We start from the raw sequence: 18,782 nt of genomic DNA, 5'->3' as shown, positions 1-18,782 counted from the left end.
GGGCGGGCGGCTCAGCGCGCCGGGAAGGCGGCCAGGGCCGCGGCGGTGCGCTCGGGCTGCTCGAGGGGGGCCTGATGGGCGGTCTCGTCGAACACGTGGGTCACGGTGCCCGGCACCGCGGCGGCGATCTCCTCGCCCGCCGAGGGCGGGGTGACCTGGTCCGCCACGCCGTGGATCGTGAGGACGGGGACGGCGATCTCCCCGAGGCGCCCGCGCACGTCGAAGTCGGCCAGCGCCTCGCACAGGCGCGCGTAGGAATGGCGGTCCGCCTCCTGCAGGGTGTGCAGCAGGCCCGTCGTCCGCTCCGGGTGGGCCGCGATGAACCCGTCGGCGAACCAGCGCTGCGCCGAGACCTCGACGAGGGTCGGGGTGCCGGCACGCTCCACGAGCTCGGCGCGCTCGCGCCAGGACCCCGCCTCGCCGATCTTCGCGGCGGAGCAGATCACGGCCACACCGGAGACGGTGTCCGCGTGGTCCAGGGCCAGCTGCAGCGCCACGCACCCGTTGAGGGAGACGCCCGCGAAGTGCACGGGCAGGTCCGCGGGAACGGTGCCGTCCTCCTGCAGCGCCTGCACGGCGGCGACGACGGCGTCCGCCAGCTCCGCCATCGAGAACGGCTCGGCGTGGGGCTCGGAGGCGCCGTGGCCGGGCAGGTCGTAGCCGACCACCACGGTGTCCTCAGGGAGCTGCTGCGCGGCGAGGCTCCACAGGGCCTGGACGCCGGTGCCGACCACGAGCACGCGGGCGGGGTCCTGGGCGGGCTTCAGGAGGGTGGTGGTGACACGGGGGGTGCTCATGGGCGGTCCTTCCTCTGCGGCGGCGCCGCACCCCGAGGGGCGCGGCCGGTTCTGACGGAGATGGTCTCAGGTGCGGGGCGGCGTCGTCGTGCCCCGGCGGGCGGCGAGGAGGCGGTCCACGAGGGCCTCGGCCTCCCCCGTGTAGGCGGCGGGGTCGAGGAGGTCGTCGAGGCGGGCGTCCGGAACGGACTCCGGGACCGCCGCGCGCAGCAGGGCGCGGAAGTTCCCCTCGCACGCCAGGGAGCGGTCCACGACGTCCTGGATCAGCCGCTTCCCGGAGCCCGGCTCGCCGGAGGCCTCGTCCAGCTCCGGAGCCAGCTCGGCCATGATCCGCTCGGAGACGAGCAGCGGGCCGGTGAGCTCCAGGTTGCGCCGCATGCGGTCCTCGTGGACGCGCAGGCCGGAGACGAGCTCGCGGGTCAGGGCCGCGGTCCCGCCGGCCACCCGCAGCAGGCGGCGCAGCGCGGGCCACTCGGCGTGCCAGGCCCCGTCCGGGCGCTCGTCGTCCGCGGCGCCGGCCGCCGTGTACACCCGCGCCGCGAGCCCGGGGGCGGACAGCGCGGCGGAGCGGATCAGCACGGAGAGCACGGGGTTCTGCTTGTGCGGCATCGCGGAGGAGCCGCCGCGGCCGGCCGCAAGCGGCTCACCGAGCTCGCCGTTCTCGATCCGCGCCGATGTCAGCACGTCGTTGGCGATCTTCCCGCACGCGGCCACGACGTCGGCCAGGGCCGCGGCCACGCCCGTGACGGCCATGCGGTTCGTGTCCCAGGGCCCAGCTCGGCGGCGAGGCCCAGCTCGGCGGCGAGGTCCTCGACCAGGGTGAACGCGGTGACCTCGGGGCCGAGGGTCCCCGCGCGGTGCGCGCGGTCGACGTGCCCGGACAGGGAGGCCAGGGTGCCGGCGGCGCCGCCCCACTGGACGGGCAGGTCCGCGACGGCGGCGGCGAGCCGATCCGCGGCCTGGCCGAGGCCGTCGAGCCAGTTCGCGGCGCGCAGCCCGAAGGTGGAGGGCAGGGAGTGCTGGGCGAGGGATCGGGCGACCATCGGCGTCGAGCGGTGGGCGCGGGCCAGCTCCGCAAGCGCGTCCTGCGCGGCGGCGAGGTCCTCGGCCAGGATCGCGCCCACCCGGCCCACCATGACCATCAGCGCGGAGTCCACGACGTCCTGGCTCGTGGCGCCCAGGTGCACGGCGCGGGAGCTGGCCGGCAGCTGCGCGCGCAGCGCCTTCAGCGCCGGGATCAGGGGGGTGCCGCCGCCCTGGGCCGCGCGGGCGAGCGCGGCGAGGTCGTAGGCGTCCGGGTCGCCCGCCGCCGCGGCGGCCGCCGCCTCCGCCTCCGTGGCGAGCCCGTGCCGGGCGAGCACGCGCACCCAGGCCGCCTCGACGTCGAGCAGGTGCCCCAGGAAGGTGCGGTCCGCGGTGGCGGCCTCCGCCCGACTGCCGGCCCAGGCCGGATCCAGGAGGCCGACGTCGGCGACGGCGGCGAGGTCGGCGGCGGCTGAGGTCATGGCGGGCTCCTGGGGTCGGAGGGGTGGGATCGGGCTCCGGAGGCGGCGTCAGGCCCGACCCGTCCCGCGTGTGGGAGGGGCCGGGCCTGCGGCCGAGGCCGGCGTCAGTCGAGCTCGGGGTACTCGATGCCGGGGAACTGCAGGAACACGGTCTCCTTCGGTGCGTGCTCCCCGGGGCCCTGGATCCAGATGTCGAACTCGAGCGAGCCGTCGTCGTTCCGGGTGCCGATCAGGGTGCGACGGCGGTCCTCGTCGAGGGAGGTCAGGAACGCGTCCTGCACGATCGCCTCGGCGTCCTCGGGCAGGTACACGCGGGTGTGCAGCTTGTTCAGCAGGCCGCGGGCGAACACGACGACGTGGATGAACCGGGCGCGGTCCTCGTTCACCACGCCGGGCTCCACGGTGGAGAAGGTGTAGCGGCCCGCGTTGTCCACGGCGCAGCGGCCCCAGCCGGTGAAGGTGAAGCCGTCCTGGACGAGGGAGCCGTCCTCCTGCGAGATGACGCCCTCGGCGTCGGCCTGCCAGATCTCGATCATGGCGTCCGGGATCGGATCGCCGTTGCCGTTGTAGACGGTGCCGAACAGGCGCATCGCGTCCGCGCGGCCCGCGGGGACCAGCTGGTGGCCGTCGCGCCACGGCAGGTGGACCTGCTCGTAGCCGTTCGCGTAGCCGAAGAACGGGCCGATGGTCTGGCCCGGGGTGGGGACCAGCCTCCCGTCGGCGGTGCGCTCGGTGGTCTCGTCGATCCGCATCAGTGATCGCCCTCCTCGTCTTCCATCCAGGTGCGGTGGCTGCCCGTGAGCACGATGTCCCACCAGTAGCCGGTGTTCCACTCGTGGCTGGTCACCGAGTGGTCGTAGGTGGCCACGAGCCGGTCGCGGGCGGCCTGGTCCGTGATGCCCTGGTAGATCGGGTCCAGCGGGAACAGCGGATCGCCCGGGAAGTACATCTGGGTGATCATGCGCTGCGTGAAGTCCGTGCCGAACAGGGAGAAGTGGATGTGCGCCGGGCGCCACGCGTTGCGGTGGTTCTTCCACGGGTACGGGGCCGGCTTGATGGTGGTGAACTCGTAGGTCCCGTCCGCGCCGGTCAGTGTGCGGCCGATGCCCGTGAAGTTCGGGTCCAGCGGCGCGGGGTGCTGGTCCCGCTTGTGCACGTAGCGGCCGGCCGCGTTGGCCTGCCAGATCTCCACCAGCTGGTGGCGCACGGGGCGGCCGTCGTCGTCGAGCACGCGGCCGCGCACCTTGATGCGCTCGCCGATCGGCTCGCCGTTCTGGCCGACGGTCAGGTCCGCCTCGAGCGGGTGCACGTCGCGGTGGCCGAAGGCCGGGGACCACAGCTCCACGGTCTCGGGGTCGGCGTGCACGAGCGACTTGGTGGGGTGGCGGAACACCGACGAGCGATAGGGCGGGAAGTCGAGCCGCGGCTGGGTCTCGCCCTGGGCCTGGGCATGGACGGTCGCGATCTCTTCACTGATCTGCCCCTGCGAGTCGCGGGTGGCGGCTGGATCGAGCACGTGGGCGCTGTCGAACGTGTCGTCGTCCTTGGCCTGGGCGGCGATGCTCACGTCGGCTCCTTTCTCTGCGGGGTCGGGGATCGGTCGGGCTCAGGCGGAGGGCCAGCCGGTGTACTGCTCGGCGAGGAACTGCCGTCCGTAACGGGACTGGACCACGTTGCGGAGCTCACCGCGCACGCGCATGTCCTCGAACTCCGAGGCGTCCGGGCGGGCGTGGAGCATGGTGGTCATCCAGTAGGAGAAGTTCTGGTCCTTCCACACGCGGGTCAGCGCCGTCTCCGAGTAGGCGTCGAGCAGGTCGCGCGAGCCCGTGGCGGCCCACGACTCGAGCGCCTCGGCCAGGACGCGCACGTCCGCGAAGGCGAGGTTCAGGCCCTTCGCCCCGGTGGGCGGGACGGTGTGTCCGGCGTCGCCGGCGAGGAAGACGTTGCGGTGACTCAGCGGTGTGCGCACATAGGAGCGGAAGCCGAGCACCGTCTTGTCGATGATGGGGCCGGTCTTGAGGGTGAAGCCGTCCGGGCCGGCCACGATGCGCTGCAGCCGGTCCCAGATCCGGTCGTCGGACCAGTCCTCCACGCGGGTCGAGGGGTCGCACTGGAAGTACATGCGCTGCACGGTCTCCGAGCGCTGCGAGATCAGGCCGAAGCCATGCTCGGAGCGGGCGTAGATCAGCTCAGGCGAGGACTTGGGCGCCTCGGCGAGGATGCCGAACCAGGCGAAGGGGTACGCGTGGAAGTGGTCCTCGCCCTCGGTGTCGCGCTGGAGGGCCTTGCGGACGGTGGAACGCGAGCCGTCCGCGCCCACGAGGATGTCGCAGCGCAGTTCCTCGACCGGCCCCTCCTCGCCAGCGGCCACGGAGCGGAACCGGACGCCGGGGGTGTCCGAGTCGACGTCGAGCACCTCGAGCACCTCGGTCTCGAAGCGGACGTCGCCGCCGTCGCGCCGCCGCGCCGCGGCGAGGTCGACGAAGACCTCGTTCTGCGCGTACAGGGTGACCGTGGCACCCACGAGCTCCGGGAAGTCCAGGGCATGCGACTCGCCGTCGAAGCGCAGGATGATGCCGCGGTGCTCGTCGCCCACCGTCCTCACCCGGCCGTCGACGCCCATGTCCGTCAGCATCTCCACGCTGGGCTGCTCGAGGATGCCCGCGCGGTGGGTGTGCGCGATGGTCTCGGGGTCACGGGACTCGAGGACGACGTTGTCGATCCCCTGCCGCGCGAGCAGGTGGGAGAGCATCAGGCCGGCGGGCCCGCCGCCGACGATGCCGACGCGGGTGCGGGTCACGGGGGGCTGGGTCATGGCGTCCTTTCCGGGGGACGTCACCGGTCGGGCCGGGCGGGTCGGGCCGCGCGGCCGGGGCCGGCGGCGGAGGTCCCGACCATCCTGTGGCGCAGGACACGGCCCGCGCCCGGCCGTTCTCACTCAGTGAGAATGGCCGCCGAGTCCGCGGGCGATCCCCCGGGCGGCCGTCATCAGCAGGGGCGGCACCCCCGGGGTGTACGGCGCCTCGCGGGGGACGACGACCCCGAGCGCGGCCGCCGCCACGCCGTCGGCCCCGCGGACCGGCACGGCGACCCCCCGGGACTCCTCGTCCAACGCGCCGTCCACGGCCGCGTACCCCTCCCGCCGCACATCCGCCAGAAGCGCTCGCAGCCGCGGCTCGCTGGGCGTGGCCACCCGCGCCCGCACGCCCGCGGGCACCGCACGCCCCGACTCGAGGGGATGGTGATCCACGACGGCGCCGAGCCGGTCCCGGTGCCGGGCGATGAACCGCTCCGCCGTCTCGACCGGGGCGTGGGCGAGCAGCACGAGTCCCAGGGCGGTGGTGAACGGCGGCAGCCGACCCGCGACGTCCGCCTGGTTCACCACGGCCCCCTGGGAGGAGAGCCGGGCGAGCACGAGGACGCCGTCGTCGTCGAGGACCGCGAGCTGCGTGTGCTGCCGCAGGACCGACTGCACGTCCACGAGGAACGGCATGGCCGTCCGGGCCAGGGACATGCTCGGCGCGCTCCGGGAGGCCATCTCCCACAGCCGCAGGCCGGGCCGGACCACGCCGTCCTCGTCCTTCTGCAGCAGCTCGGCGCGCACCAGCCGGTCCACCCACCGATAGGCGGTGGCCAGGGGCAGCTCGGTGCGCCGGGCCAGGGCCGCCACGGTCAACGCCGGACGCTCCGCGTCGAACGCGAAGCGGACCCGGATCAGCCGGTCCAACGTGCCGCTCGCGCCGGGCCGCTCACGCCAGGAAGTCGCGCGCGACCTCGAGGAAGCGGTCGTTGGCCTCCTTCTCGCCGATGCTCACGCGCACGCCCTCGCCCGCGAACGCCCGGACGGACAGGGCGCGGGCCTGGGCGGCCTCGGCGAACGCCTGGGTGCGCTCGCCGAGCGGCAGCCACACGAAGTTGGCCTGCGAGGAGGGCAGGTCCCAGCCGGCCTCGGCCAGGGCGGCGGCGACGCGCTCGCGCTCGTCGACGACGATCTGCACGCGCTCGAGGACCTCGTCCAGGTGCTCGAGCGAGGCGATCGCGGCCTCCTCGGCCACCGTGGACACCGCGAACGGCGTGGCCACGGTGCGCAGGGCCTTGGTGATCTCCGGCTGCGAGACCGAGTAGCCCACGCGCAGGTTGGCCAGGCCGTGCGCCTTCGAGAAGGTGCGCAGCACGACGACGTTCGCGTGCTTGCGGTACATCTCCAGGCCCTTGACCGCGTCCTCGTCGCGGACGAACTCCACGTACGCCTCGTCGATGACCACGAGGATGTGCGCGGGCACGCGCGCCAGGAAGTCCTCGACCTCGGCGGTCGTGAGCACGGGGCCGGTCGGGTTGTTGGGGGTGCAGAGCAGGATCACGCGGGTCCGCTCCGTGATCGCCTCCAGCATGGCCGGCAGGTCGTGGCGGTGGTCCGCGGTGAGCGGCACCTGCACGTCCACGGCACCGGCGGTGCGGACCACGATCGGGTAGGCCTCGAAGGAACGCCACGCGAAGATCACCTCGTCGCCCTCCCCGGCCTCGCCGTGGCCGGCGAAGGCGGTGATGACCTGGGCCAGGGCGCCGAGGGAGCCGGCGCCGGTCACGACGTCGTCCGCCGGGACGTCCAGGTGCGCGGCCAGGGCCTGGCGCAGGCCGGTGGAGAGGGTGTCCGGGTAGCGGCAGAGGGTGCTGGGCGCGCCCTCCGGGCCGGTCACGACCTGACGCACCCGGTCGATCACGCCGGACACGGGCGCGTAGGGGTTCTCGTTCGAGGAGAGCTTGTAGGGGTGCAGGCCCGGGACGGCGACCGGCGGCTTGCCGGCGGCGTACGGCGGCAGCATGCCGACCTTCTTGTGGGGCGCGACCACGGCGGGCGGCTGCTGTGCGTCATCAGTCATGGCCACCAGGGTAATGCGGGCCGCGGACGCCGTGAGCAGCACCACGGGACCCGGGCTCGGCGCCCCGGGGTTCAGGCCGCACCGAAGGCGACGGCGACGGCCCGGGCCGCCTCACCGAGCCGGTCCCCGAGGCGCGCCGGGTCCTCCGGCCGCGTCGCGTAGACCACGGCGAGGGCGGCGGGCAGCTGGCCGGGGACCCGCAGCGGCACCGCGACCGAGGAGACGCCGGTGATGACCTCGTCGGAGCTGACGGCCCAGCCGCGCTCCCGCACGTCGTCGAGCTCGGGCCGCTCGGGCGGGGCCTCGCCGGGCAGCCGCGCCCACTCCTGTCCGGTCAGGATGGCGGCGATCGCCATCCCCGGCGCACCGACCCCGAGGGGGTGCCGGGTCCCCGGCCGCTGCGTGACGAGGTTGCCGCTGGGCGGCTCGGCCGTGGCCAGGGTGAGGCAGTGGGCCCCGTCCCACACCACGAGGAACGCGGTCATGCCCAGGTCGGTGGAGACGGCCGTCAGGTGCGGCATGGCCGCCGCGCGCAGATCCTGCTCCACCCGGCGGGCGAGGACGGCCAGGCCGGGGGCGGCGTGGACGCGGCCGAGGCCGTCGCGGCGCAGCAGGCCATGGGCCTCGAAGGTGCGCAGCACGCGGTAGGCGACCGAGCGATGGACGCCCAGGCCGTCGGCGAGGTCGGCGATGGTGGGCGGCTCGGGCGCCTCCACGACGGTCTCGAGCAGGGTGAGCGCGCGGGAGAGCGTCTGGGAGGGTGCGCCCTCCCGGACCGGGCCGCCGTCGTGCTCCGCCATCTGTGCTCCTCGCCTCGGGTGCCGGACGTAACGCGCCCGGGGCGTGGTCGGCCCGCGCGCCGGTTGTGAACCCGGTCACGTCCGCGTACAGTCTGGCACACATGTGTTCCCAGGGAGAACACCGTGTTCTCTGAGAGAACACGCCGTCGGGTGGCACGCGCACCGCGCAGCGACATCCCCCGCAGCGAAAGGACCCCCATGCTCTTCCACCACCACGGCTACGTCTCCACGAACCCGCGCGTCCAGGTGGCGGCCGGCATCGGCCTGGACCGCCCCGCCGAGCTGCCGGACGAGATGGACGTGCTGATCGTCGGCTCGGGCCCGGCCGGCATGATCGCCGCCGCCCAGCTCGCGATGTTCCCGGACGTCCACACCCGCATCATCGAGCGCCGCCCCCACCGCCTCGAGATCGGCCAGGCGGACGGCATCCAGGCCCGCTCCGTGGAGACCTTCCAGGCCTTCGGCTTCGCAAGCGAGATCATCGACGAGGCCTTCGACCTGACCTCCATGGCGTTCTGGAACCCGGCCGAGGACGACGCGGACACGATCGTGCGCACCTCGCTGGCCGAGGACGACCCGGAGGGCGTCTCCGAGTTCCCGCACCTGATCGTGAACCAGGCCCGCATCCTGGACTGGTTCGCCGAGTACATGAAGAACTCCCCCACCCGTGCGCGGCCGGACTACGGCTGGGCGTTCGAGACCCTCGAGGACACGAACGACGGCGAGCACCCCGTGCTCGTGACCCTGCGCCGCACCGTGGACGCCGCGGGCAACACCCTCGAGGACCCCGCCTCGGGACCGACCCGCCAGGTGCGCGCCAAGTACGTGGTGGGCGCGGACGGCGCGGGCTCTCGCGTCCGCAAGGCGATCGGCCACACCCTGACCGGCGACGCCGCGAACCACGCGTGGGGCGTCATGGACGCGCTGGCCGACACGGACTTCCCGGACATCCGCACCAAGTGCGCGATCCACTCGTCCAGCGGCTCGATCCTCCTGATCCCCCGCGAAGGCGGGCACCTGTTCCGCATGTACGTGGACCTCGGCGAGGTCCCGGCGGACGACAACCACAAGGTGCGCCAGACCCCGCTCGAGGAGATCATCCGCCGGGCCCAGCAGATCCTGCGCCCCTACACGCTGGACGTGAAGGAGGTCGCCTGGCATTCGGTGTACGAGGTGGGCCACCGCCTCACCTCGGGCTTCGACAACCGCGAGCGCGTGGCCCACCCCAACGTGTTCCTGCTCGGCGACGCCTGCCACACCCACTCCGCGAAGGCCGGCCAGGGCATGAACGTGTCCATGCAGGACGGCTGGAACCTCGGCTGGAAGCTGGGCCAGGTGCTCTCCGGGATGGCCCCGGTCGAGCTCGTGCCGACCTACTCGGAGGAGCGCAAGGAGATCGCCAAGAACCTGATCGACTTCGACAAGGAGTGGTCGACGCTCATGGCCAAGCCCACCTCCGAGCTGGGCGACCCGAACGAGGTGGCCGAGTTCTACACGAAGACCGCCGAGTTCCCGGCCGGCTTCATGACGCAGTACCAGCCCTCCCTCCTCACCACGGACGCCACCGGTCAGGCGCTGGCGCAGGGCTACCCCATCGGCAAGCGCTTCAAGTCGGGGCTGGTGGAGCGCTCGTGCGACACCAACGTCAAGCACCTGGGACACCTGCACCGCGCGGACGGCCGCTGGCGCGTCTACGTGTTCGCCGACGCCGCCTCCCCGCGCGCCGAGGATTCGAAGGTCGCGGCGTGGGCGAAGGCGATCGTGGAGGATCCGCGGTCCTTCCGCAACCGCCACACCCCGTCGGACGGGCCGGAGGACGCCCGCTTCGACATCAAGGTCGTGTACCAGCAGAAGCAGACCGAGTTCGCCCACCCGGACGTGCCGTCGATCTTCCGCCCGACCACCGGCTCCCTCGGCCTGCACGACCTGAACAACATCTTCGCCACGTGCCGGCCCACGCACGGCGAGGACATCTTCGAGGCCCGCGGCATCAGCCGTGACGGCGCCGTCGTCGTGGTCCGCCCGGACCAGTACGTCTCCGGCGTCTTCGGCCTGGACGAGGTCGACCGCCTGAACGCGTTCTTCGCGGGCGTGCTGCTCGACGCGAACTGAGCGGGCGGCGGCGGGCGCCCCGCCGCCGGCGCGCTCACCGGGTTCCCGGGGGCAGGTGGTCCCGCTCGGGCGGCGTGCGGCGCAGGCGCACCGCCCGGCTCGAGGCCACGGTGCCGGCGGTCAGCCCGGCCAACGCGGCGGAGAGCCCGGCGACCTCCGCCCGGGACGCGGGCTCGGCGGCCTCGAACTGCCGGATCAGGTCCACCTGGGCGTCGAAGTCGTGGGCGGCGCCCAGGTCGTCCTCGACCGCCAGCGGAGAGGCGGTCCGGAAGCCACCCCCGGGCGCATCCCATCCGTGGCCGGCCGGGTGGAAGACCACCTCGGCCCGGCGCGACGAGACGGGGGTGGGCGCCCCGTCCGCGGCGACGGCCAGGTCCCCGTCCGAGGAGAACTCCAGCACCGCGGTCCGCCCGGTCTCCACCGCGTTGCCCGACGGCGCCGCGATCGTCATGACGCCGGCCACCGGATACACGGACGTGAAGTCCTCACGACCGGCCAGGTTGACGGCGTGCACCCCGCCCTGGGAGTAGCCGGCCAGGACGAGCGGTGCGCCGTGCGGGACGCCGGCCGCCTCGAGCGCCGCCCGCACCGCCGGGGCCGTGACCTCGGACTCGGAGCCGAGGGCGTCCAACAGTCCGCCGGCGTCCCACGGGTCGGTCGACTCGGGATCCGGGATCAGGCCGCCGCGGGTGCCCGGCAGGCCCACCACCCAGGCCCGACTCCCGTTCTCTCGCACCACCTCCGTGACCGTGAGGTCTCCGTCCCCCTCCGCGCGCGGGATGAGAGAGGCCAGCCCCGTGGCCGAGCCGTCCAGCAGGGCGGGCGCCGTCGGCCGGTCCTGCGGCGCCCCGTGCGGGGTCACCGCGCCCCGGGGCGCCGCGCCGGCGAGGGTCAGGGCGTCCGCCGTCACGGTCCATGCCTCGTCCGGGGAGACCCGCAGCGCCTCGGTGAGGTCCGACGCGGCATCCGTCCCCTTCTTCGCGGCGGAGGAGACGGGCCGCTTCAGCACGCGCTTCTGCGCCCTCGTCAGCATCTTCACGTCGATCCGTGCCAGGGCCGCGAGCAGGGGGAACCCGGCGGCCGCGAGCATGGCGGCCACGATGGCCTCGGGCACCGCCTGGACGACGTCCTGCACGAGCCGCTCCGCCTCGCGGGTGGTGAGGCCGTCATGGCCGTCCCGCCAGAGCAGCGCCGGCAGTTCCCCCAGGGAGGCGTCCTCGGCGGCCATGATGCCGGCCGCCGCGCGCTCGGCCTCCTCGTAGCGGGCCGCCGCGGAGAGCAGGTCACGGTGCAGCTCGGCGCACTGCTCCGACAGGTTCCGCACCCGACCGACCGCCTCCGCCAGTCGGTCCTGCAGCAGGGCGGCGGAGGCGAGCCACGTGGCCGACCGGCCCAGCCCGAAGGCGGCCGCGTCGACCTGCCACGAGGCTCCGGCCGCCTCGTCGGCGGCGTGCTCGTGCCGCCCGGCCACGACGCGCATCTCCTCGGCCTCCGCGTAGATCGAGCCCGGTCCGCCGTGCGTGCTGAAGGCCACCGCCCCCGGGCCGGCACCCCGCCCGCCGGTCACGCCGCCACCGCCAACGAGCGCAGGACGGCCAGCGCCGTCTCCTCGGCCGCCCGCTCCCGGGCCTCGGCGTCTCGGCGTGCGTCCTCCGCCTCCCGCTCGGCGGTGGCCCGCAGGGCGAGCCACTCCCCGGCCTCCCGTTCGAGCTCCGCCGCCAGGGTCGCCGCCCGCCGCACGGCCTCCCCATAGGCGCCGGCGGCCTCGCCGCGCCATGCCGTGTGCAGCGCCGAGCGCACATCCGTGGCGGCGCTGACCAGCCCGCCCAGCGCCGTGCGCAGCTGCGTCTGGGCCACGGCGAGGTCGGCGAGGGCCTGCTCGGCGGCCTCCCGCTCGCGCCGGGCGGGGTCGGCCCACGCGACCAGGCGGGCGGCGTCGTCGTCGAGTCCGACGGCCCGCAGGGCCGTGGCGATCTGCTGAGGTCCGATGAGGGGTGACATGCGGCCACCGTAGGGAGGGCCCGGGCCCCGCGACTGCGGCGAGGGGCGATCCGGGGATGGGGGACGCCGTCGGGACGCCTGTGCAGGAGCCAACCCTCTCGCACCGTCCCGGCGGCCGCGTCGCACCCGGGTCGCGCCGGCTTCGGCGTGTTGACCGAGGTCACACCCTGGCCTATTCTGAACGAGCGGTCAGTAATTCGGTGCACCCCGGTGTGCCCTGACCACGGAACCAGCCCGCACTCAGCGTGAGGTGATCCCCATGACGCAGACCAGCTCCCCCCAGCACCTGGCCTCCGTCCCGTCCCCCGAGGATGCGGCCGGCCAGGAGAACTTCGATCGCCTGATCGCGGAGGACTCGCGCATCGAGCCCCGCGACTGGATGCCCGAGGCGTACCGCAAGTCCCTGACCCGCCAGGTCTCCCAGCACGCGCACTCCGAGATCATCGGCATGCAGCCGGAGGCCAACTGGATCACCCGCGCCCCCTCCCTGAAGCGCAAGGCGATCCTCATGGCCAAGGTCCAGGACGAGGCCGGCCACGGCCTGTACCTGTACTCCGCCGCCGAGACCCTCGGCACCCCGCGGGACGAGCTGAACGAGCAGCTGCTCTCCGGCCGCGCGAAGTACTCCTCGATCTTCAACTACCCGGCCCGCACCTGGGCGGACATGGGCGCGATCGGCTGGCTCGTCGACGGCGCCGCGATCTGCAACCAGGTGCCGCTGTGCCGCGCCTCCTACGGCCCGTACGGCCGCGCGATGGTGCGCATCTGCAAGGAGGAGTCGTTCCACCAGCGCCAGGGCTGGGAGATCCTCTACGAGCTCTCGCACGGCACCCCGGAGCAGAAGCAGATGGCCCAGGACGCCGTGGACCGCTTCTACGGCCCGGCCCTGCAGATGTTCGGCCCGCCGGACGAGGACTCCCCCAACTCCCGCCAGTCCATGGCCTGGAAGGTCAAGCGCTTCTCCAACGACGACCTGCGCCAGCGCTTCGTGGACATGATCGTCCCGCAGGCCGAGGCCCTCGGCCTCACCCTGCCGGACCCGGACCTGAAGTGGAACGAGGAGCGCGGCCACTACGACTTCGGCGAGCTGGACTGGGACGAGTTCATGTCCGTGATCAAGGGCGACGGCCCCATGAACACCCAGCGCATGGCCCGCCGCATCCAGGCCCACGAGGAGGGCGCCTGGGTCCGCGAGGCCGCCGCCGCCTACGCCCGCCGCCAGGCCGAGCAGAACGCGCCGGCCGAGACCCACCTGATCGGAGCCTGACCCATGAGCGAGACCACCGCCGCCTCCCACGCCTGGCCCCTGTGGGAGGTCTTCGTCCGCGCCAACCGCGGCCTCTCCCACGTGCACGCCGGCTCGCTGCACGCCCCGGACGCCACCCTGGCGCTGCGGAACGCGCGTGACCTGTACACCCGCCGCAACGAGGGCACCTCCGTGTGGGTCGTCCCGGCCGAGGCCATCGCGGCCTCCGACCCGGACTCCAAGGGCGGCTTCTTCGAGTCCGCGCAGGGCAAGTCCTACCGTCACGCCACCTACTACCAGCAGTCCGAGGGGGTGCCGCACCTGTGAGCTTCGCGACCAACGACTCCGCCACGAGGCACTCCGCGGGCGTGGCCATCACCGCGGAGGAGATCGCGGCGGGCGAGCAGAAGGCGAGCGACGACGTCGCCCGCTACGCCCTCGCCCTCGGTGACGATGCCCTGATGCTCGGCCAGCGCCTGTCCTGGTGGATCTCGCGCGCCCCGGAGCTCGAGGAGGACATCGCCCTGGGCAACATCGCCCTGGACCTCGTGGGCCACGCCCGCTTCCTCCTCTCCTACGCCGGCACCGCGTGGGGCAAGACCGAGGACGAGCTCGCGTACTTCCGCGACGAGGAGGAGTTCCGCTCCGTCCGCCTCGTGGAGGCCGAGAACGGCGACTTCGCCAAGACCATCGCCCGCCAGCTGTACTACTCCTTCTACTCGTACGAGCTGTACACCCGCCTGCGCGAGTCCACGGACTCCACGCTCGCCGCCATCGCGGACAAGGCCCTCAAGGAGGTCCTGTACCACCAGGACCACGCCGCCCTGTGGCTGCAGCGCCTGGGCCTGGGCACCGAGGAGTCGAAGCGCCGCATGCAGCGCGGCCTGGACGAGCTGTGGCCCTACGTGGCCGAGCTCTTCCACGACGACGACGTCGTCCGCGCCCTCGCCGAGCAGGGCGTCGCCGTGCTGCCGTCCTCGCTGGAGGAGCCCACGATGACCCGCATCCGCGCGGCCATCGAGGAGGCCGGCCTGACCGTGCCGACGACGGGCACCGCCCGCGGCGGCGACCGCTCCGGCGCCATGAGCGAGTACCGCGGGTACATCCTCGCGGAGATGCAGTCCCTGGCGCGCCGTCACCCGGGAGCGACCTGGTGACCACCGCCAGCGAGCTGCGCCCCGCCGATCCCGCCGACGCGCGGGTCTGGGATGCGGCCTCCACCGTGCACGACCCGGAGATCCCCGTGCTGTCCATCGCGGACCTCGGGATTCTCCGGGAGGCACGGGTCGAGGGCGAGAGGGCCGTCGTCGTCATCACGCCCACCTATTCCGGCTGCCCCGCCATGGACACCATCACCGCGGACGTCACCCGCGCGCTCGGGCGCGCCGGGTTCCCCGACGCCGAGGTGCGCCTGGTGCTCCAGCCGGCGTGGACCACGGACTGGATGACGGACGAGGGCAAGGCCAAGCTCAACGAGTACGGCATCGCCCCGCCCGTCGCGCGCGCCACGGACGGCCCGATCAGGATCGGCATGGCCGTGAAGTGCCCGCGCTGCCACTCCCTGAACACCCGCGAGATCACCCGCTTCGGCTCCACCTCCTGCAAGGCCCTCTACACCTGCCGGGAGTGCCTCGAGCCCTTCGACTACTTCAAGGTGCACTGATGACCGAGACCACCGACGCCCCCACCACCGGCAAGCGCCGCGCCACGTTCAACACCCTCGAGGTGTCCGAGCTGCGCCGCCTGACCGAGGACTCCGTGGAGGTCACCTTCGCGGTGCCCGAGGAGCTCGCCGACGACTACGACTACGTGCCGGGTCAGTACGTGGCCCTGCGCAAGGAGCTCGACGGCGCCGAGGTGCGCCGCTCCTACTCGATCTGCGCCGTCCCGAAGCGCGGCGAGATCCGCGTGGCCGTGAAGAAGGACATCGGCGGCAAGTTCTCCACGTGGGCCAACGAGAGCCTCGAGGTCGGCGAGAAGATCGACGTGATGAACCCGCAGGGCGCGTTCACGTCCCGCACGCACGTCACCTCCCTCAACGACGCCCAGAAGGTGGCGGCCGAGAAGGTCGCGGAGAAGAAGGACACGCACCTGGTGGCGTTCGCGGCTGGCTCGGGCATCACCCCGATCATGGCGATCGCCAAGGCCGTGCTCGCGGCCTCCGAGACCTCGCGCTTCGACCTGATCTACGCGAACCGATCCGCCATGGACGTGATGTTCGCCGAGGAGATCGGCGACCTCAAGGACAAGTACCCGGCCCGGTTCACGGTGCACCACGTGCTCTCCCGCGAGCAGCGCGTGTCCCCGCTGCTCTCCGGCCGCATCGACGAGGACAAGCTCACCACCCTCCTGGACCGCGTGATCGACGTGGAGGGCACCGACGAGTGGTTCCTCTGCGGCCCGTTCGAGCTCGTGCAGCTCACGCGTGAGACGCTCGCCGCCCGCGGCGTGTCCGAGGACGACGTGCGCTTCGAGCTGTTCACCACCGGCCGCCCGGAGAACCCGCAGGGCCACTCCGGCCGCGTGGTGGAGGTGGACCCGAAGGGCGACAACGTGACCATCGAGTTCAACCTCGACGGCCTCACCGCCAAGGTCGAGTCCCCCACGTCTGCCCACGAGACCGTCCTCAACGCCGCGCTGCGCGTCCGCTCGGACGTGCCCTTCGCCTGCGCCGGCGGCGTGTGCGGCACCTGCCGCGCCAAGGTCGTCGACGGCGCGTACGAGATGGACGAGAACTACGCGCTCGAGAAAGACGAGGTGGAGAAGGGCTACGTGCTCACGTGCCAGACCCGCCCGACCTCCGACTCGATCACGCTGGACTTCGACGCCTGAGCGCCCGCCCACGAGACCGAAGGAGCCCCCGATGATCGAGATCACCGTCGAGAACGGCGTCGCCGAGATCGTGCTGGACGCCCCCCAGAGGATGAACGCCCTGGACGAGGCCGCGCTGGCCGAACTCCAGGCCGCCTACGAGCGGGCCGCCGCCGGCGTCGAGTCCGGCGAGGTCCGGGCCGTGCTGCTGCGCGGCGAGGGCCGCGGCTTCTGCGCGGGCCGCGACATCTCCGCCGTGGTCCCGGCCGAGGACGACGCCACCGCCTACCTGCGGGACAGGGTCACCCCGGTGCTGCGGGCCATGTCCGAGATCCCGGTGCCCACCTTCGCCGCGGTGCAGGGCGCCTGCCTGGGCGTGGGCCTGGGCCTCGCGATCGCCACGGACGTGGTGTACGTGGCCGAGGACGCGAAGATCGGCTCGCCGTTCGCGAACCTCGGGGCCACCCTGGACTCGGGCGGCCACTGGCTGTTCACCGAGCGCCTGGGCGCGCACCGCACCCTGGACCTGATCTACACGGCCGAGCTCCTCTCGGGCGCCGAGGCCGTCCAGGCCGGGCTGTTCTCCCGGGCCCTGCCCGCGGACGAGCTGCTCGAGTTCACCCGCGCGAAGGTCGCCCAGGTGGCCTCCGGCGCGACCCTCGCGTTCCGCGCGTCGAAGGAGCTCGTGGCCCAGGTCCGTGACCACCGCGTGGGCCTGTGGGAGTCCCTCGACGCGGAGAACATCGCCCAGGGCGAGCTCTGCGGCACCGCCGACTACGCCGAGGGCTTCCAGGCCTTCCAGGAGAAGCGGAAGCCGGAGTTCACCGGCCGCGGCTGAGCCGCCGCACCCCGCCACCGACGACGGCGCCGCACCCTTCGCACGAGGGGCGCGGCGCCGTCGTCGTCCCGGCTACGCCGCGTCACATTCCCGTCATCAGCCTGGATCGTGGCGTAAGTCACATGGGATCGTATACGGTGACGGGTGTCACTTCCCGACCGATCGGTCGGGAACCACACCGTCCTGCCGCCGCCTCACGGGCGGCCGCCGCCCCGCATCCCAGGAGCATCCATGAGCCACACCGTCGCATCCCCCGCGGCGCCCGCCCCCGCGCGCGATCGCCGCGAGGAGCGCAAGGTCATCGCCGGCACCGTCGTCGGCACCACCGTCGAGTGGTACGACTTCTTCATCTTCGCCCAGGCCACCGCGCTCGTCTTCGCCGCCCTCTTCTTCCAGCCGATGGGTGAGAGCGGCTCCCAGATCGCCGCGTGGGCCACCCTCGGCATCTCCTTCCTCATCCGCCCGCTTGGCGCGATCGTCGCCGGCCATCTCGGTGACCGCTTCGGCCGCAAGTTCGTCCTGTCCCTCACGCTGATCGGCATGGGCCTGGCCACCACCCTCATCGGCCTGCTGCCCACCTACGCCCAGATCGGTGTGTGGGCCCCGATCCTGCTCGTCGCGCTGCGCCTGCTGCAGGGCCTGTCCGCGGGCGGCGAGTGGGGCGGCGCGGCGCTGCTGTCCGTGGAGCACGCCCCCCACGGCAAGCGCGGCCTGTTCGGCTCCGCCCCGCAGATCGGCGTGCCGCTGGGCATGATCCTGGCCACCGGTGTGCTGTTCATCGTGCGCTCCACCATGTCCGAGGAGCAGTTCCTCACCTGGGGCTGGCGCATCCCGTTCCTGATCTCCGTGGTGCTCATCGTCGTCGGCTACCTGATCCGCAAGGCCGTCGAGGAGTCCCCGGTCTTCAAGGAGATGCAGCAGCTCAAGGTGGACGAGTCCGCCCCGCTGGGCGAGCTCTTCCGGCACCACACCAAGGAGGTCATCCTCGCCGCCGTGATCTTCGCCGCGAACAATGGCGTCGGCTACCTGCTCATCGCGTGGTTCTCGAAGTACGGCGGTCCGAAGGGCCTGGGCATGACCTCCTCCGAGGTGCTCATCGCGAGCCTCGTCGGCGGCGTCGGCTGGTTCATCTTCACCCTGCTCGGCGGCTGGGTCTCGGACAAGATCGGCCGCAAGCTGACCTTCGTCCTCGGCTACGGGTTCCTGATCATCTGGGCCTTCCCGCTGTTCGGGCTGCTCAACACCGCGTCTCTGCCGCTGTTCTCGCTGGGCCTGTTCGTCCTGACCCTGGGCCTGGGTCCGTCCTACGGCCCGCAGTCGGCGATGTACGCCGAGATGTTCCCGGCCCGCGTCCGCTTCTCCGGCGTCTCCATCGGCTACGCGCTCGGCACCATCATCGGCGGCGCCTTCGCCCCGCTGCTCGCCGACCAGCTCGTGAAGACCGGCTGGGAGAACGTGGCCTGGTACATCATCGTGATCTCCGCGATCTCGCTCATCGCCGTCCTGTTCGTCCCCAAGGGCATCCAGGACCGCGAGCTGCACGACGAGCAGGTCGTCGCCACCCGCTCCCACCCGGTGGTCCCGGCCTGATCCGGCCCGCCTGACGGGCTTCGCCCGTCCCCACCCCACGACGACGGCGGGTCCTCCTCCGGAAGGGCGCGCCGTCGTCGTGGGCGACCGGACCGGCGCCGAGGCCCCCCGGCACCCCCCCTCCCCCCGGGGGGTAACGCGGGGCTGGGGGCCCCCCGGCGGGGGGGGGCGGGGGCGGGGCCGGGCCTGGCGCGCCCGGGGC

The 18,782-nt window shown here is 73.2% G+C and carries 19 protein-coding genes; 8 read left to right on the top strand and 11 right to left on the bottom strand.

Going from position 1 to position 18,782, the window contains the following annotated elements; genetic code table 11:
* Positions 1-11: 11 nt before the first annotated feature.
* The 9 genes from KVS67_RS07080 to KVS67_RS07045 form a co-directional block, all read right to left on the bottom strand.
* Positions 12-797 carry an alpha/beta fold hydrolase gene (locus tag KVS67_RS07080; protein ID WP_217565159.1) on the bottom strand — a complete coding sequence of 262 codons (786 nt, stop codon included), beginning with the start codon at positions 795-797 and terminating at the stop codon, positions 12-14.
* A gap of 66 nt (positions 798-863) precedes the next feature.
* Positions 864-1,550, bottom strand: coding sequence for a lyase family protein (locus KVS67_RS14050; RefSeq protein ID WP_254629270.1), 687 nt, complete (start codon positions 1,548-1,550; stop codon positions 864-866).
* Positions 1,475-2,302: a lyase family protein gene (locus KVS67_RS14045; protein ID WP_254629269.1), complete on the bottom strand. Its 828-nt coding sequence runs from the start codon at positions 2,300-2,302 to the stop codon at positions 1,475-1,477. Before KVS67_RS14045 ends, KVS67_RS14050 begins: the two co-directional genes overlap by 76 nt.
* A gap of 104 nt (positions 2,303-2,406) precedes the next feature.
* Positions 2,407-3,054: a protocatechuate 3,4-dioxygenase subunit alpha gene (gene pcaG / locus KVS67_RS07070; protein ID WP_217565158.1), complete on the bottom strand. Its 648-nt coding sequence runs from the start codon at positions 3,052-3,054 to the stop codon at positions 2,407-2,409.
* Entirely contained in the window at positions 3,054-3,869 is an 816-nt protein-coding gene (gene pcaH, locus KVS67_RS07065) for a protocatechuate 3,4-dioxygenase subunit beta (RefSeq protein WP_368669039.1), read from the bottom strand. Before pcaH ends, pcaG begins: the two co-directional genes overlap by 1 nt.
* Before the next feature lie 39 nt (positions 3,870-3,908).
* On the bottom strand, positions 3,909-5,117 hold the full coding sequence (locus KVS67_RS07060; protein WP_036316631.1) for a 4-hydroxybenzoate 3-monooxygenase: 1,209 nt from the start codon (positions 5,115-5,117) through the stop codon (positions 3,909-3,911).
* Positions 5,118-5,240: 123 nt separating this feature from the next.
* Complete coding sequence (locus KVS67_RS07055) at positions 5,241-6,029, bottom strand: IclR family transcriptional regulator (RefSeq protein ID WP_217565157.1); 789 nt, start codon at positions 6,027-6,029, stop codon at positions 5,241-5,243.
* A 22-nt stretch (positions 6,030-6,051) separates the two neighbouring features.
* Entirely contained in the window at positions 6,052-7,182 is a 1,131-nt protein-coding gene (locus tag KVS67_RS07050) for a histidinol-phosphate transaminase (protein ID WP_217565156.1), read from the bottom strand.
* A gap of 71 nt (positions 7,183-7,253) precedes the next feature.
* Positions 7,254-7,982 (bottom strand): IclR family transcriptional regulator, encoded by a 729-nt coding sequence (locus KVS67_RS07045; RefSeq protein WP_217565155.1) that lies wholly within the window; start codon positions 7,980-7,982, stop codon positions 7,254-7,256.
* 198 nt (positions 7,983-8,180) lie between these two features.
* On the opposite strand from KVS67_RS07045, the gene KVS67_RS07040 reads away from it, so the two are divergent.
* On the top strand, positions 8,181-10,094 hold the full coding sequence (locus tag KVS67_RS07040; protein ID WP_203552739.1) for an FAD-binding monooxygenase: 1,914 nt from the start codon (positions 8,181-8,183) through the stop codon (positions 10,092-10,094).
* A gap of 34 nt (positions 10,095-10,128) precedes the next feature.
* On the opposite strand, the gene KVS67_RS07035 is transcribed toward KVS67_RS07040, so the two are convergent.
* Together KVS67_RS07035 and KVS67_RS07030 are read right to left on the bottom strand one after the other, a co-directional pair.
* On the bottom strand, positions 10,129-11,661 hold the full coding sequence (locus KVS67_RS07035; protein ID WP_203552740.1) for a hypothetical protein: 1,533 nt from the start codon (positions 11,659-11,661) through the stop codon (positions 10,129-10,131).
* The gene (locus tag KVS67_RS07030) at positions 11,658-12,095 is read right to left on the bottom strand and encodes a hypothetical protein (protein ID WP_095347247.1); all 438 of its coding nucleotides are present in this window, start codon (positions 12,093-12,095) and stop codon (positions 11,658-11,660) included. Before KVS67_RS07030 ends, KVS67_RS07035 begins: the two co-directional genes overlap by 4 nt.
* A gap of 259 nt (positions 12,096-12,354) precedes the next feature.
* Here KVS67_RS07030 and paaA point away from each other — a divergent pair, with 259 nt between their 5' ends.
* The 7 genes from paaA to KVS67_RS06995 all read left to right on the top strand — a co-directional run bounded on the left by paaA (position 12,355) and on the right by KVS67_RS06995 (position 18,580).
* Entirely contained in the window at positions 12,355-13,362 is a 1,008-nt protein-coding gene (paaA, locus tag KVS67_RS07025) for a 1,2-phenylacetyl-CoA epoxidase subunit PaaA (protein WP_036316646.1), read from the top strand.
* Between the two features lie 3 nt (positions 13,363-13,365).
* Entirely contained in the window at positions 13,366-13,668 is a 303-nt protein-coding gene (gene paaB, locus KVS67_RS07020; protein ID WP_020624884.1) for a 1,2-phenylacetyl-CoA epoxidase subunit PaaB, read from the top strand.
* A complete protein-coding gene (gene paaC, locus KVS67_RS07015; RefSeq protein ID WP_095347245.1) occupies positions 13,665-14,498 on the top strand; it encodes a 1,2-phenylacetyl-CoA epoxidase subunit PaaC in 834 nt (277 codons plus the stop codon). Before paaB ends, paaC begins: the two co-directional genes overlap by 4 nt.
* Positions 14,495-15,004, top strand: a complete 510-nt coding sequence (gene paaD / locus KVS67_RS07010) for a 1,2-phenylacetyl-CoA epoxidase subunit PaaD (RefSeq protein ID WP_336627758.1) — start codon at positions 14,495-14,497, stop codon at positions 15,002-15,004. The genes paaC and paaD overlap by 4 nt, the downstream gene beginning before the upstream one ends.
* Positions 15,004-16,173, top strand: a complete 1,170-nt coding sequence (gene paaE, locus KVS67_RS07005; protein WP_217565154.1) for a 1,2-phenylacetyl-CoA epoxidase subunit PaaE — start codon at positions 15,004-15,006, stop codon at positions 16,171-16,173. The genes paaD and paaE overlap by 1 nt, the downstream gene beginning before the upstream one ends.
* Before the next feature lie 31 nt (positions 16,174-16,204).
* Positions 16,205-16,990 (top strand): enoyl-CoA hydratase/isomerase family protein, encoded by a 786-nt coding sequence (locus KVS67_RS07000; protein WP_049146507.1) that lies wholly within the window; start codon positions 16,205-16,207, stop codon positions 16,988-16,990.
* A 231-nt stretch (positions 16,991-17,221) separates the two neighbouring features.
* A complete protein-coding gene (locus KVS67_RS06995; protein ID WP_069941107.1) occupies positions 17,222-18,580 on the top strand; it encodes an MFS transporter in 1,359 nt (452 codons plus the stop codon).
* Positions 18,581-18,782 lie beyond the last annotated feature (202 nt).

Source organism: Micrococcus sp. GbtcB5 (assembly GCF_019091605.1).
Classification (GTDB): Bacteria; Actinomycetota; Actinomycetes; order Actinomycetales; family Micrococcaceae; genus Micrococcus; species Micrococcus luteus.
Note: the sequence above shows the minus strand (reverse complement) of the source record. Positions and strands in the feature narration are given on the sequence as shown.

Bases quoted from the DNA above. Each gene is read 5' to 3' on its own strand.
- KVS67_RS07080 (WP_217565159.1), bottom strand. From the start codon at position 797: ATGAGCACCCCCCGTGTCACCACCACCCTCCTGAAGCCCGCCCAGGAC.
- KVS67_RS14050 (WP_254629270.1), bottom strand. From the start codon at position 1,550: ATGGCCGTCACGGGCGTGGCCGCGGCCCTGGCCGACGTCGTGGCCGCG.
- KVS67_RS14045 (WP_254629269.1), bottom strand. From the start codon at position 2,302: ATGACCTCAGCCGCCGCCGACCTCGCCGCCGTCGCCGACGTCGGCCTC.
- pcaG (WP_217565158.1), bottom strand. From the start codon at position 3,054: ATGCGGATCGACGAGACCACCGAGCGCACCGCCGACGGGAGGCTGGTC.
- KVS67_RS07060 (WP_036316631.1), bottom strand. From the start codon at position 5,117: ATGACCCAGCCCCCCGTGACCCGCACCCGCGTCGGCATCGTCGGCGGC.
- KVS67_RS07050 (WP_217565156.1), bottom strand. From the start codon at position 7,182: ATGACTGATGACGCACAGCAGCCGCCCGCCGTGGTCGCGCCCCACAAG.
- KVS67_RS07045 (WP_217565155.1), bottom strand. From the start codon at position 7,982: ATGGCGGAGCACGACGGCGGCCCGGTCCGGGAGGGCGCACCCTCCCAG.
- KVS67_RS07040 (WP_203552739.1), top strand. From the start codon at position 8,181: ATGCTCTTCCACCACCACGGCTACGTCTCCACGAACCCGCGCGTCCAG.
- KVS67_RS07030 (WP_095347247.1), bottom strand. From the start codon at position 12,095: ATGTCACCCCTCATCGGACCTCAGCAGATCGCCACGGCCCTGCGGGCC.
- paaA (WP_036316646.1), top strand. From the start codon at position 12,355: ATGACGCAGACCAGCTCCCCCCAGCACCTGGCCTCCGTCCCGTCCCCC.
- paaB (WP_020624884.1), top strand. From the start codon at position 13,366: ATGAGCGAGACCACCGCCGCCTCCCACGCCTGGCCCCTGTGGGAGGTC.
- paaE (WP_217565154.1), top strand. From the start codon at position 15,004: ATGACCGAGACCACCGACGCCCCCACCACCGGCAAGCGCCGCGCCACG.
- KVS67_RS07000 (WP_049146507.1), top strand. From the start codon at position 16,205: ATGATCGAGATCACCGTCGAGAACGGCGTCGCCGAGATCGTGCTGGAC.
- KVS67_RS06995 (WP_069941107.1), top strand. From the start codon at position 17,222: ATGAGCCACACCGTCGCATCCCCCGCGGCGCCCGCCCCCGCGCGCGAT.